This window comes from Streptomyces sp. NPDC056486 (genome assembly GCF_042795295.1).
In the GTDB taxonomy this organism is placed as follows: domain Bacteria; phylum Actinomycetota; class Actinomycetes; order Streptomycetales; family Streptomycetaceae; genus Streptomyces.
This window is the reverse complement of record NZ_JBHTSF010000212.1, coordinates 1-13,078: the sequence shown is the minus strand read 5'-3', so window position 1 is coordinate 13,078 and position 13,078 is coordinate 1. Positions and strand designations below refer to the sequence as shown.

Below are 13,078 nucleotides of genomic sequence, written 5' to 3'. Positions count from 1 at the left end.
GGTGCCGGGCGCGGGCCAGTTCGGACGGGGGTTCGGTCTCCTTTCGCTGCGCGCCCTGCCACCGAATATGGCCCCGGTCTTGTGGTCCGGGGTGGCGGGGGCCCTTCTGCGTACGAATGGATCAGGCGTGCAGCACGCCGACCTCCACCCCATGCTCGGCGGCCAGTCGGTGGAGATCTTCGAGCTCGGCCTGCTCGACCTCGGCAAGGAAGTCGTCGCCCGTCTCACGGGCCTTCGTGAGGTCGGACTCCGTGGCTTTTATGCGCTGCAGCAGTCCTGCGGTGAAAGCGTCCATGGTTGCGCCCCCTCGGCTGGGTCGTGGGTCGATGGCACGGGGGTGTGCCCTCAAGGAAGGGGCGATCACGTCTTCGCCGCCCGCCCTGGAGAAAGCGGGTTGTGGCGCGCCACATACAAAGCGTGATCGCGGGGTGTGAGGTCGTCTTCCCCGGGCTCTCTTCCACGGAAACCTCAACCGTCGGAGGAAATCCCGCATTCCCCGGCCAGGGCACCGCCTTACAGCCGGTTTATGACCGAAAGGGGCAGGATGGAGGCCACAGCCCAGGAACAGACCTGCCCTCAGGGGCACAGAGGAAGGACAGCGCCGTGCGCGTACTCGTCGTCGAGGACGAGCAGCTGCTCGCCGATGCGGTGGCCACCGGACTACGCCGGGAGGCCATGGCCGTCGACGTCGTGTACGACGGAGCGGCCGCTCTGGAACGTATCGGCGTGAACGACTATGACGTTGTTGTGCTCGACCGGGACCTCCCGCTCGTGCACGGGGACGACGTCTGCCGCAAGATCGTCGAGCTCGGTATGCCGACCCGCGTCCTGATGCTCACCGCGTCGGGCGACGTCAGCGACCGTGTCGAGGGCCTGGAGATCGGCGCCGACGACTATCTCCCCAAGCCCTTCGCGTTCAGCGAGCTCACGGCACGCGTGCGTGCCCTCGGGCGGCGTACGAGTGTGCCGCTGCCGCCCGTCCTGGAGCGCGCCGGGATCAAGCTCGACCCGAACCGCCGCGAGATCTTCCGCGACGGCAAGGAGATCCAGCTCGCCCCCAAGGAGTTCGCGGTCCTCGAAGTGCTGCTGCGCAGCGAGGGCGCCGTGGTCTCCGCCGAGCAGCTGCTCGAGAAGGCCTGGGACGAGAACACCGACCCGTTCACGAACGTGGTCCGGGTGACCGTCATGACCCTGCGCAGGAAACTCGGTGAGCCCGCCGTCATCGTGACGGTGCCCGGCTCCGGCTACCGGATCTGACCCCCGGTGGCCGCGACCCCGGCGCCACCCGCCGCGCCTCCGAAACCCACCTGGGACCCCCGGAAGGCCGAACCGCCCTTCCCGTGGCTGCGCCCCACCATCCGTATACGCCTGACTCTGCTCTACGGCGGCATGTTCCTGATCGCGGGCATCCTGCTGCTCTCGATCATCTATCTGCTCGCCGCGCAGGCCCTGAACGTGGGCACCGAGCTGCCGTTCAAGATCGTCTCCGGTCAGGTGGCGAGCGACAGCTGCAACCTCCCGAGTTCGCCGTCGGCCGGTGAGCTCAACAACGCCATGAACGCGTGCGTCAACGAACAGCGCCAGAACGCCCTGGACAACCTCCTGAGCCGCTCGCTGCTCGCCCTGCTCGGGCTCGCGGTGATCGCTTTCGCCTTCGGTTACGCGATGGCGGGCCGCGTTCTCTCGCCGCTCGGCCGCATCACGCGCACCGCGCGCAGGGTGGCCGGCACGGACCTGTCCCGGCGCATCGAACTGGACGGTCCCGACGACGAGTTGAAGGAGCTCTCGGACACCTTCGACGAGATGCTCGACCGTCTGGAGCGGGCCTTCACCGCCCAGCAGCGCTTCGTCGGTAACGCCTCCCACGAGCTGCGCACACCGCTCGCGATCAATCGCACGCTGCTCGAGGTGCACCTCTCCGACCCGGGGGCGCCACCCGAGCTCCATCAGCTCGGCAAGACGCTCCTGGCCACGAACGAACGCAGTGAGCAGCTCGTGGAGGGCCTGCTGCTGCTCGCCCGCAGCGACAACCAGATCGTGGAGCGCAAGCCGGTCGACTTCGCCGAGGTCGCCGACCGCGCCGTCGATCAGGTGCGGTCCGAGGCCGACGCGAAGGGCGTGGAGATCCGTGGGCAGCGGGGCACGGCCGTCGTCCAGGGCAACGGCGTCCTCCTGGAGCGGATCGCCCTGAACCTCGTCCAGAACGCCGTCAGGTACAACGTGCCGGACGAGGGGTGGGTCGAGGTCACCACGGAGGCCCAGCACGGCCAGGCGGTCCTTGTGGTGGCCAACACGGGCCCCGTGGTGCCCGCGTACGAGATCGACAACCTCTTCGAGCCGTTCCGGCGGCTGCGGACCGAGCGCACGGGCAGCGACAAGGGCGTCGGACTCGGCCTGTCGATCGCCCGATCGGTGGCGCGGGCCCACGGGGGCCGTATCATCGCGGAGCCGCGCGAGGGGGGAGGGCTCGTGATGCGAGTCACCCTTCCTCTCTGAGATGCTGCCGCGGACTTGCTCCGTGTTCGCTTTGCGCGGAATTTTCGGGACGTGGTCCTGGGGGTTCCGTGTGCGATCGATCACATGGGCGAATTTTCGGCCATCTACTCTCCGTGATCGTGAAAGTCGTCGGAAAGCCGGGAAAATCCGGGTTTTCAGGGGTCTTGATCACGGGAAGTACACGGGGTGGCGCCTGTGAAGTGCGACATCGGGACCGTGTACGGTCCCGATCGCCATCCAAACCGATCACCTCTGCAGGGGTGCGGTTGGGTGTCGATTGAGTAACAGACCTTGATGTGAGGCAAAATCTCCGCCTCAGGTCGGGCACAAGTCCGGCCTCTCACGCGTTACGTGCGCTGAGACACCGCAGACACCCAGAGGGGGAGAGCGACATGGCAACGGACTACGACACCCCACGTAAGACCGACGATGACGTCAACGAGGACAGCATCGAGGAACTCAAGGCGCGGCGGAACGACAAGTCGACTTCGGCCGTAGACGTCGACGAGTTCGAGGCCGCAGAAGGCCTTGAGCTGCCCGGCGCGGACCTTTCGAACGAGGAGCTCGCCGTTCGGGTGCTCCCGAAGCAGCAGGACGAGTTCACCTGCATGAGCTGCTTCCTGGTGCACCACCGCAGCCAGCTGGCCAAGGAGAAGAACGGCCAGCCGATCTGCCGCGACTGCGACTAGGGCAGGGTCGGCCGTGACAGGCTCGACCCCGCCTAGGAAGCGCCGCTTCCGCAAGCGTGGAGCGGACACAGAAAGCGTCGCCCCCGACGGCGTACGTGACGACGAGCGGGGCTCTTCCCCCACAGGAACAGCCTCGCTCGGACCGGCGAACGCCCTGGAGGTGGCACACGACGGGACGGCGGCCGACAAGGCGTCCAGGACCAAGGGGTCCAAGGGCCGCGTTGCCGCCGTCACGGACGGAGTCAAGGCGGGCGTACGCGCGAGCGGACGCGGCGCCAAAGCCGGCATCGGCTATCTCGCCGACCGGATCATCGAGAGTGCCCCGCGGGTCCCGATCCGCGACCTGGACACTCTCCGCAAGCAGTTCCCGGGCCTGGACCCCGAGCAGCTCGCGGACAAAATCATCTCCGGCGCCGCCAACGGGACCTCGACGGTCGGGGCCGGAATCGGCGTCGCCGTGATGATGCCCGTGCCGCCCGCGATGCCCGCGGAGCTGGCCGCCGAGATCACCGGCGTCGCGGCCATCGAGCTGAAGATGATCGCCGAACTCCACGAGGTCTATGGCCGGCGCCCGCCGGGCAATCTCAAGGAGCGCAGCACCGCCTACCTCACCGCGTGGACCGAGGAGCGCGGCATCGACGTGGTGAAACCCGCGTCGATCAACGCGGCGCTCGGCGGCCAGATGAAGCGCGAGCTGCGCCAGCAGATCATGAAGCGCATGGTGCGGAACCTCCCGAACCTGATGCCCTTCATGGTCGGCGCCGCGGTCGGGGCGGTGATGAACCGCCGGGACACCAAGAAGCTCGCTGAGCGGGTCCGTGCGGACCTGCGGAGGTCGCAGGTGTCCTGGGGCGCCCTCCTTGAGTTGCCGCCCCTTGAGCAGCCCGTGAAGCCTCTGGACCCGCTGGGTCCCGACGCGCCGCCCGAGGAGCTGGGGGCCTGACGCCGCGGCCCCGCAGCAGGTCCTCAATCAGCGGGTCGCTGAGCACCCAGGTCTCTGAGCACCCAGGTCTCTGAGAAGCAGCTCTCTAAGAAGCCCGTACCGCCGTGAGCGCCGCCGCGAGCTCCTCGGGATGCCGCGTCGACACGTACACGTACGGGGTCGGGTCCTGCGGGTCCGTGATCTCGACGCGCAGCGCCGTCGGGATGTAGGCGCGCAGCAGCATGAAGGCGCGCGGGTCGGCCTTCGGGCCGCGCCAGGCGCGTGCCTCTTCCGCGTCGAGCACCTCGGCCTCGCCCAGGGCGGAGACCGGGATCTTCGCGTCTCCCACGACGAGCGAGTCCGCCACCACGCGGATCCGGGGGGAGCCGTACGAACTGGTGACGACCGCGGCGACCGCCGTCCCGGCGACCAGGCCGCCGAGCAGCGGCAGGGTGCCGAAGGGGAGCATGATCAGCGCCATCGCGACGCCGACCAGGAGCGAGACAAGCCACCAGGAGCGGGGCGCCGTCAGGCGTTCTTCGTAAGGCTGCATGGAGGCAAGCTTGGCACGATGAGCTCCGTTGCCGGACTCGCGGGTAAGGTCTGCGGCTGTGAGTGGTACTTCAGCAGCTCTGACGCCCCCGGCCGACGCCATAGCGCCCGTCCGCCACCCCGACGCGCCCGCCCCCGGCGAGCTCATCGGAGCCCATTACGAGCACTGCTTCGGCTGCGGCGAAGGGCAGGCCCACGGGCTGCACCTCGCGACCCGTGCCGGTGAAGGTGTGGGCGTCACCGCCGAGTTCACCGTCCGTGAGGCCCACCAGGGCGCTCCGGGCCTCGCCCACGGCGGAGTGCTCGCCACGGCGCTCGACGAGACGCTCGGCTCGCTGAACTGGCTGCTGCGGGTGATCGCCGTGACCGGTCGGCTCGAGACCGACTTCGCACGGCCCGTGCCGCTCGGCACCGTGCTCTTCCTCGAGGCCGAGGTGACCGCCGTCTCCGGGCGCAAGATCTACTCCCGGGCCACCGGGCGGATCGGCGGCCCCGACGGGCCCGTCGCCGTCCGTGCCGAGGCCCTCTTCATCGAGGTCAAGGTCGACCACTTCATCGAGAACGGCCGCTCGGAGGAGATCCGGGCCGCCATGGACGACCCTGACCAGAACCGCCGCGCACGTGCCTTCGAGGTGAACCCGTGACCCCCGCGCCCCCAGTAGCCGCAGCATCCCGTGCGGAGCTCGACGTCCAGATCCGTCGCGTCGACTCCGAGGTGCCGCTGCCGTCGTACGCGCAGCCCGGTGACGCCGGAGCGGATCTGCGGACCACCGAAGCGTGCGAACTCGCCCCGGGTGAGCGGGTTGTCCTGCCCACCGGCGTGTCTATCGCGCTGCCCGAGGGGTACGCGGCCTTCGTACACCCGCGTTCCGGTCTTGCCGCCCGCTGCGGTGTCGCCCTGGTGAATGCCCCAGGGACGGTGGATGCCGGGTACCGTGGGGAGATCAAGGTGATCGTGGTGAATCTCGACCCGCGCGAGAGCGTGCGGTTCGAGCGCTTCGACCGGATCGCCCAACTGGTCGTCCAGCAGGTCGAGAAGGTGCGCTTCCGTGAGGTGGCGGAGCTTCCCGACTCGGCGCGGGCCGAGGGGGGCTTCGGGTCCACCGGTGGCCATGCCGCCGTGGGCGTCGGCTCGGGTGAACAAACGGGTGGGAATCGATACGCATCGGTCGTATCTGACCGGGAAGGACAGTGACGTGTTCGGACGTCGCAAGAAGGACAGTGCCGCCGAGGACGCGGCGGGCGAGGCCGAGCAGGTCGTCGGGGAACCCGACGGTGCTGACACTGATGACACGGCCGCCGCGGTGCCGTCGCGCGTGAGGCTCGAGCCCGAGCCCCGCCCCGACGGCCCCTGGGACGCCTCCGAGGTCCGCGAGCCCGGCGAGGGCCGGGTGGACCTGGGTGGCCTCTTCGTACCGGGTGTCGAGGGCATGGAGCTGCGGGTGGAGGTCGCGGGTGACGCGATCGTCGCGGCTACCGTCGTGCTCCAGGACAGCGCCATCCAGCTCCAGGGCTTCGCCGCCCCCAAGAAGCAGGGCATCTGGGGCGAGGTCCGCGAGGAGATCGCCTCGGGCATCACCCAGCAGGGCGGTGTCATCGACGAGGTCGAGGGCCCTCTCGGCTGGGAGCTGCGCGCGCAGGTTCCGGTGCAGCTGCCGGACGGCACGGGCGGGGTGCAGGTCGTGCGCTTCATCGGTGTCGACGGTCCGCGGTGGTTCCTGCGTGGGGTCATCTCCGGCCAGGGCGCGGTGCAGCCGCAGGCCGCGGGACTCCTCGAACAGATCTTCAGGGACACCGTCATCGTGCGCGGCGAGGGCCCGATGGCGCCCCGCGACCCGATCGTCCTGAAGCTCCCGGACGACGCCCAGATGGTCGCCGAGGGTGGCGTCCAGCAGGAGCAGCAGGAGGGCTCGCGCTTCTCGGGCGGCATGGGCCAGCTCCAGCGGGGCCCTGAGATCACCGAGGTGCGCTAGGCGCTCCTGGAGACGTGCGCAGGCGCCCCCGGGTGACCTGACCACGAGTTGCAGGCCGATGGGCCGTACTCCCTGATGGGAGTGCGGCCCATCGGCGTTTTTGCAGGTGGGAGGGGGGATCGCACCGGAAGACGCGCGGAAGACGTAAGAGAGTCGTCAATGGAGTGCCGCCGGACGTATGGGAGCCGTCAACGGCGGTCGAATTCAGCCACGGAAGGGGTTTGCTCAAGACGTCAGATCACTCGCATCTCATCTAGGAGCACACGATGGCCGACGTGGCCTTCGTCGTCACCACGATCGCGGTATTCGCGCTGGTGGCGTTCATCGCCAAGGGGGTGGCGAAGCTGTGACTGCCGAGAACATCGTCGGTCTCGTAGTGGCCGTCGCCCTGCTGGGCTATCTCGTCCTCGCTCTCGTGTTCCCGGAGAGGTTCTGAGTACGAAATGAGTCCTGTTCTTGCTGGTGTGCTCCAGTTCCTGGCGCTGATGGTGGCGCTGGCCCTGGCATACCGTCCGCTGGGCGACTACATGGCCAAGGTCTACTCCTCCGAGAAGCATCTGCGGGTGGAGAAGTGGATCTACAAGGGCATCGGCGCCAATCCGAACGCCGAGATGCGCTGGCCCGCCTATCTGCGCGGGGTGCTCGCCTTCTCCGCCGTGAGCGTGCTGTTCCTGTATCTGCTGCAGCGGCTCCAGGGCTCGCTGCCCGGGTCGCTCGGCTTCAAGTCGATCGATCCCGATCAGGCCTTCAACACCGCCGCGTCGTTCGTGGCGAACACCAACTGGCAGTCGTACTACGGCGAGCAGGCCATGGGCCACGTCGTGCAGACCGGCGGCCTCGCGGTGCAGAACTTCGTCTCCGCGGCCGTGGGCATCGCCGTCGCGGTGGCCCTGGTGCGGGGCTTCGCCCGCTCCCGTACCGGCGAGTTGGGGAACTTCTGGTCGGATCTGGTGCGCGGCACGGTCCGCATCCTGATCCCGATCTCGGTGCTCGGCGCGATCGTTCTGGTCGCCTGTGGCGCGATCCAGAACTTCTCCGGCATTCACGGGGTCGGCCAGTTCCTGGGAGGCAGCCAGGAGTGGAACGGCGGGGCGGTGGCCTCGCAGGAGGTCATCAAGGAGCTGGGCACCAACGGAGGCGGCTACTTCAACGCCAACTCCGCCCACCCCTTCGAGAATCCGAACGGGTTCTCCAACCTCTTCGAGGTCTTCCTCATCCTGGTGATCCCGTTCGCGATCACGAGGACCTTCGGGCGGATGGTCGGCTCCCTCAGGCAGGGGTACGCGATTCTCGCCACGATGGTCACCATCTGGGTCGGGTTCACCGCACTGATGATGTGGACGGAGTTCCACCACGGGGCTCCCGCCTTCGACGTCGCCGGCGGTGCGATGGAGGGCAAGGAGACGCGGTTCGGGATCGGCGGCTCGGCGATCTTCTCGGTCGCCACGACGCTGACCTCGACGGGCGCCGTCAACTCCTTCCACTCCTCCAACACAGGCTTCGGCGGCGGAATCAACCTCCTCGGCATGCAGTTGGGGGAGATCGCGCCCGGTGGTACGGGGTCGGGCCTCTACGGCATGTTGATCATGGCCATCATCGCGGTGTTCATCGCGGGACTGATGGTGGGCCGCACACCGGAGTACCTCGGCAAGAAGATCGGCACCCGCGAGATCAAGCTGGCGGCCTGCTACATCCTCATCACCCCAGCCCTGGTGCTCGGCTTCACGGCGGTGTCGATGGCGCTGCCCACGCCCAAGGACTCGATGCTCAACACCGGGGCGCACGGCTTCTCCGAGATCCTCTACGCCTACACGTCGGGCGCCAACAACAACGGTTCGGCGTTCGCGGGTCTGAGCGCCGACACGAACTGGTTCAACACCACGATCGGTCTCGCGATGCTGCTCGGCCGGTTCCTGCCGATGGTGTTCGTCCTGGCCCTCGCGGGTTCGCTCGCGGAGCAGAAGCCGATCCCGGCGACGGCGGGCACGCTGCGCACCGAGAAGCCGCTGTTCACCGGCCTGCTGGTCGGCACCATCATGATCATCACCGGTCTGACCTACTTTCCCGCGCTGGCCCTGGGGCCGCTGGCAGAGGGGCTCGCGTCATGACCACCGACACAAAGAAGCCAGAGGAGCCCGGCTCCATGTCCACCGCTACTCCCTCCCGTGCGCCGCACCAGGATGTGCCCGGCGGGCACAAGGACGCCAAGGACGCCAAGGACGCCGGCCGTGTCGGCGGGGGTCTGTTCGACCCCCAGCAGCTCCTGAAGTCCTTCCCGGACGCGGTGCGCAAGCTCGATCCGCGGGTGATGGTCAAGTCTCCCGTGATGTTCGTGGTGCTCGTCGGCTCGGTGGTCACCACTGTCCTCGCGGTCAAGGACCCGGGGGACTGGTTCGGCTGGGCGATCGCCGTCTGGCTCTGGCTGACCACGATCTTCGCCAACCTGGCGGAGGCGGTGGCCGAGGGCCGCGGCAAGGCGCAGGCGGACACCCTGCGCAAGGCCAAGACCGACACGGTCGCGCGCCGCCTCAGCGGCACGGCCGAGGAGCAGGTGCCCGGTACCGAACTGCGCATCGGCGACCTGGTCGTCTGTGAGGCGGGCGACGTGATCCCCGGCGACGGTGACGTCGTCGAGGGAGTGGCGAGCGTCGACGAATCGGCGATCACCGGTGAATCGGCCCCGGTCATCCGGGAGTCGGGCGGTGACAGGTCCGCCGTGACCGGCGGTACGAAGGTCCTCTCCGACCGCATCGTCATCAAGATCACGACGAAGCCGGGCGAGACCTTCATCGACCGCATGATCAACCTGGTCGAGGGTGCTGCCCGGCAGAAGACACCCAATGAGATCGCGCTGAACATCCTCCTCGCGTCCCTCACCATCGTCTTCCTGCTCGCGGTCGTCACGCTCCAGCCGTTCGCCGTGTACGCCGGTGCCGAGCAGTCCATGATCGTGCTTGCCGCGCTCCTGGTGTGCCTGATTCCGACGACCATCGGTGCACTGCTCTCCGCGATCGGCATCGCGGGCATGGACCGCCTGGTCCAGCGCAACGTACTCGCCATGTCCGGGCGGGCGGTCGAGGCCGCCGGTGACGTCTCGACGCTGCTGCTCGACAAGACGGGCACCATCACGCTCGGCAACCGGCAGGCCGCCGAGTTCGTGCCGGTGCGCGGGACGACCGAGGCCGAGCTCGCGGACGCCGCCCAGCTCTCTTCGCTGGCCGACGAGACGCCCGAGGGCCGCTCCATCGTCGTACTGGCGAAGGAGAAGTACGGGCTTCGCGAGCGTCACCAGGGTGAGTTGGAGGGGGCCGAGTGGGTCGCCTTCACGGCGCAGACGCGGATGTCGGGTGTCGACCTCGTCCAGGACGGGACCGGGCAGGACGGTGCCGGGCGCAAGGTCCGCAAGGGCGCGGCCGGTTCGGTCGTCGCCTGGGTCACCGAGAACGGCGGCTTCGTCTCCGACGACGCCCAGGGCCTGACCGACGCCATCTCGCAGGCCGGTGGCACACCGCTGCTTGTCGCCGCCGAGGACGACAAGGGGGCGCGCGTCCTGGGCGTCATCCATCTCAAGGACGTCGTCAAGGAGGGCATGCGGGAGCGGTTCGACGAGCTGCGCCGCATGGGCATCAAGACCGTCATGATCACGGGTGACAACCCGCTGACCGCCAAGGCGATCGCGGATGAGGCGGGCGTGGACGACTTCCTCGCCGAGGCCACGCCCGAGGACAAGATGGCGCTGATCAAGCGGGAGCAGGCCGGCGGCAAGCTCGTCGCGATGACCGGTGACGGCACGAACGACGCGCCCGCCCTTGCTCAGGCGGACGTGGGTGTGGCCATGAACACCGGGACCTCGGCCGCCAAGGAGGCCGGGAACATGGTGGACCTGGACTCCAACCCCACCAAGCTCATCGAGATCGTCGAGATCGGCAAGCAACTCCTGATCACCCGGGGTGCGTTGACGACCTTCTCGATCGCCAACGACGTCGCGAAGTACTTCGCGATCATCCCCGCCATGTTCGCCGTGGTCTATCCGGGCCTCGACAAGCTCAACATCATGGACCTGTCGTCTCCGGAGTCGGCGATCCTGTCGGCCGTCATCTTCAACGCGCTGATCATCATCGCCCTGGTGCCGCTGGCCCTGAAGGGCGTGCGGTACCGGCCGATGAGCGCGGACAAGATGCTGCGGCGCAACCTCGGCGTCTACGGGCTCGGCGGTCTCATCGCCCCGTTCATCGGCATCAAGATCATCGACCTGATCATCTCCCTCATCCCCGGTCTCTAATTTCCTGAAAGCGTGCTGACCCGTCATGAACAACTCCGTTGGAAGCACGGCGCGGTTGCTGGGGGCCGGGCTGCGTGCCCTGCTCGTGCTCACCGTGATCTGCGGTGTCATCTATCCGCTGGCCGTCACCGGGATCGCCCAGGCCCTGTTCAACGACAAGGCCAACGGCTCCGAGGTCAGGAGCGAGGGCAAGGTCGTCGGCTCCGAGCTGATCGGGCAGACGTACAACCTGCCGCTGAAGAAGGGCCAGGAGACGGCCGCGCCCGACCTGAAGTGGTTCCAGCCTCGGCCGTCCAACGGTCTGGGCGAGAACAGCGTGAACACTCAGTACAAGCTGATTCTGTCGGGTGCGACGAACCTCGCCGGTGACAGCAAGGACCTGATCGCGAGCGTCAGGGCCGCCAAGGCCGCCGTGGTCAAGGACAACTCCACGGCCGACTTCAAGGTCAAGGCATCGGACGTGCCGGCCGAGGCCGTCACCTCCTCCGGGTCGGGTCTGGACCCGCACATCTCCCCGCAGTACGCGGAGCTGCAGGCCCACCGGGTGGCCGAGAAGAACGGCCTCGGCGTGAACAAGGTCGAGAAGCTGGTCGACGAGCACATCGACGGGCGGATCCTCGGCTTCGTGGGCGAGCCCCGCGTCAACGTCCTCCAGCTCAACATCGCGCTGAAGGAGCTCGTCGCCGACAAGGGCTGATCCTGTCCGAACACCCTTTGTGGCCCGCCGTGCTCCGGTCCTGCCGACCGGAGCACAGCGGGCCACTGTCGCGTCCGCCCGTACAGGACTTATTACTTCACGCCTTGACGGAAGCCTGGTCCGTACCTACTCTCTCGGCCCAACACGCGTGTTCAGAAAGGTACATGGAGTTCACATACGAGAATGGATGGCCCTCGCATGGCTGACACCCCCACACCGCCCGTGCGCCACCACCGCAGATCCCGCAGAACAGTCCTCGCGACCCTCGCCACCACGGTGACCGCACTGGTCGCCGCCCTCCTCGCCTGGCCCGGCGCCGAGCGCGCCGACGCGGCGCCCAGCACCTTCGCCCACCCCGGAGTCGCCGTATCCCGCGGCCAGTTGGACTTCACCAGGGAGAAGGTCAACGCCGGGGCCCAGCCCTGGAAGAGCGCCTACGACCAGATGATGGGGAGCAAGTACGCCTCCCTGTCGCGCACGCCCAAGCCACGCGCGGTCGTCGAGTGCGGCTCCTACTCGGACCCCAACTACGGCTGCACCGACGAGCGCGAGGACGCGACAGCCGCGTACACCACGGCGCTCGCCTGGTACATCACCCGTGACGAGCGCTACGCGAAGAAGTCCATCGAGCTGATGGACGTCTGGTCCGCCACCATCAAGGACCACACCAACAGCAACGCCCCGCTGCAGACCGGCTGGGCGGGCTCTTCCTGGCCCAGGGCCGCCGAGATCATCAAGCACACGTACACCGGCAGCTGGGGCAACTCCGGCCGTTTCGCGACGATGCTGCGCACCGTCTACCTGCCCGAGATCATCAACGGCTCCAACTCCAACGGCAACTGGGAGCTGTCGATGATGGAGGCAGCCATCGGCATCTCCGTCTTCATCGAGGACAAGGGGTCGTACGACAAGGCGATGGCGAAGTTCCGTACGCGCACCGCCGCGTACGTCTATCTCGCGTCCGACGGCGACCTGCCCAAGACCGTGCCGAGCCAGAACCTGGACACCCGCGCGAAGATCGTCAAGTACTGGCAGGGACAGGGCACCTTCACCACCGGGCTCACCCAGGAGACGTGCCGCGACTTCACCCACACCGGATACGGGCTCTCCGCGATCTCCCACGTCGCCGAGACCAGCCGCATCCAGGGCGATGACCTCTACAAGACGGACGTCGGCGAGCGGCTGCGCCAGGGCCTCGGCTTCCAGGCCAAGTACGAGCTGGGTGAGGCGCCGCCGAGCTCGCTCTGCGGCGGCTCGGTCCACCGGGGCCTCGGTCCCATTACCGAGGTCGGCTACAACGCCCTCCACAACCGCCTCGGCCACGCCATGAGCAACACCCAGAAGCTCACCGAGCAGAACCGTCCGGCGGGCTCGAACAATCTGTTCGTCGCCTGGGAGACCCTGACCCACGCGGACAACCCGAGCTGATCACGACCCCGTCGGGCCGTGCGCGCGGTGCGACCACGC

The 13,078-nt window shown here is 68.1% G+C and carries 14 protein-coding genes; 12 read left to right on the top strand and 2 right to left on the bottom strand.

The window, feature by feature from the left end:
• Positions 1 to 121: 121 nt before the first annotated feature.
• Complete coding sequence (locus ACFQ7F_RS41765) at positions 122 to 295, bottom strand: hypothetical protein (RefSeq protein WP_351173867.1); 174 nt, start codon at positions 293 to 295, stop codon at positions 122 to 124.
• A 308-nt stretch (positions 296 to 603) separates the two neighbouring features.
• Between ACFQ7F_RS41765 and ACFQ7F_RS41760 the strand changes: the two genes are divergently transcribed.
• The 4 genes from ACFQ7F_RS41760 to ACFQ7F_RS41745 all read left to right on the top strand — a co-directional run bounded on the left by ACFQ7F_RS41760 (position 604) and on the right by ACFQ7F_RS41745 (position 4,128).
• Entirely contained in the window at positions 604 to 1,257 is a 654-nt protein-coding gene (locus ACFQ7F_RS41760) for a response regulator transcription factor (protein ID WP_135331070.1), read from the top strand.
• Positions 1,258 to 1,263: 6 nt separating this feature from the next.
• Positions 1,264 to 2,496 (top strand): sensor histidine kinase, encoded by a 1,233-nt coding sequence (locus ACFQ7F_RS41755; protein WP_383283341.1) that lies wholly within the window; start codon positions 1,264 to 1,266, stop codon positions 2,494 to 2,496.
• Positions 2,497 to 2,888: 392 nt separating this feature from the next.
• Positions 2,889 to 3,185 (top strand): DUF4193 domain-containing protein, encoded by a 297-nt coding sequence (locus tag ACFQ7F_RS41750; RefSeq protein WP_055563079.1) that lies wholly within the window; start codon positions 2,889 to 2,891, stop codon positions 3,183 to 3,185.
• Positions 3,186 to 3,198: 13 nt separating this feature from the next.
• Positions 3,199 to 4,128, top strand: a complete 930-nt coding sequence (locus tag ACFQ7F_RS41745) for a hypothetical protein (RefSeq protein ID WP_383283337.1) — start codon at positions 3,199 to 3,201, stop codon at positions 4,126 to 4,128.
• An 85-nt stretch (positions 4,129 to 4,213) separates the two neighbouring features.
• On the opposite strand, the gene ACFQ7F_RS41740 is transcribed toward ACFQ7F_RS41745, so the two are convergent.
• Positions 4,214 to 4,660 carry a DUF3093 domain-containing protein gene (locus tag ACFQ7F_RS41740; RefSeq protein WP_383283335.1) on the bottom strand — a complete coding sequence of 149 codons (447 nt, stop codon included), beginning with the start codon at positions 4,658 to 4,660 and terminating at the stop codon, positions 4,214 to 4,216.
• Positions 4,661 to 4,718: 58 nt separating this feature from the next.
• Here ACFQ7F_RS41740 and ACFQ7F_RS41735 point away from each other — a divergent pair, with 58 nt between their 5' ends.
• From ACFQ7F_RS41735 to ACFQ7F_RS41700, 8 genes are all read left to right on the top strand, one after another.
• The gene (locus tag ACFQ7F_RS41735) at positions 4,719 to 5,303 is read left to right on the top strand and encodes a PaaI family thioesterase (protein WP_383283332.1); all 585 of its coding nucleotides are present in this window, start codon (positions 4,719 to 4,721) and stop codon (positions 5,301 to 5,303) included.
• Positions 5,300 to 5,854 carry a dUTP diphosphatase gene (gene dut / locus ACFQ7F_RS41730; protein ID WP_383283329.1) on the top strand — a complete coding sequence of 185 codons (555 nt, stop codon included), beginning with the start codon at positions 5,300 to 5,302 and terminating at the stop codon, positions 5,852 to 5,854. Before ACFQ7F_RS41735 ends, dut begins: the two co-directional genes overlap by 4 nt.
• A 1-nt stretch (position 5,855) precedes the next feature.
• Positions 5,856 to 6,632, top strand: coding sequence for a DUF3710 domain-containing protein (locus ACFQ7F_RS41725; protein ID WP_383283327.1), 777 nt, complete (start codon positions 5,856 to 5,858; stop codon positions 6,630 to 6,632).
• A 346-nt stretch (positions 6,633 to 6,978) separates the two neighbouring features.
• Complete coding sequence (gene kdpF, locus ACFQ7F_RS41720; protein ID WP_033264828.1) at positions 6,979 to 7,068, top strand: K(+)-transporting ATPase subunit F; 90 nt, start codon at positions 6,979 to 6,981, stop codon at positions 7,066 to 7,068.
• Between the two features lie 7 nt (positions 7,069 to 7,075).
• Positions 7,076 to 8,740 carry a potassium-transporting ATPase subunit KdpA gene (gene kdpA / locus ACFQ7F_RS41715; RefSeq protein ID WP_383283323.1) on the top strand — a complete coding sequence of 555 codons (1,665 nt, stop codon included), beginning with the start codon at positions 7,076 to 7,078 and terminating at the stop codon, positions 8,738 to 8,740.
• A complete protein-coding gene (gene kdpB / locus ACFQ7F_RS41710) occupies positions 8,737 to 10,914 on the top strand; it encodes a potassium-transporting ATPase subunit KdpB (RefSeq protein ID WP_383283320.1) in 2,178 nt (725 codons plus the stop codon). Before kdpA ends, kdpB begins: the two co-directional genes overlap by 4 nt.
• A 25-nt stretch (positions 10,915 to 10,939) precedes the next feature.
• Complete coding sequence (locus ACFQ7F_RS41705) at positions 10,940 to 11,611, top strand: potassium-transporting ATPase subunit C (RefSeq protein ID WP_383283317.1); 672 nt, start codon at positions 10,940 to 10,942, stop codon at positions 11,609 to 11,611.
• Between the two features lie 198 nt (positions 11,612 to 11,809).
• Positions 11,810 to 13,039 carry an alginate lyase family protein gene (locus ACFQ7F_RS41700; RefSeq protein ID WP_383283314.1) on the top strand — a complete coding sequence of 410 codons (1,230 nt, stop codon included), beginning with the start codon at positions 11,810 to 11,812 and terminating at the stop codon, positions 13,037 to 13,039.
• Positions 13,040 to 13,078: the final 39 nt, after the last annotated feature.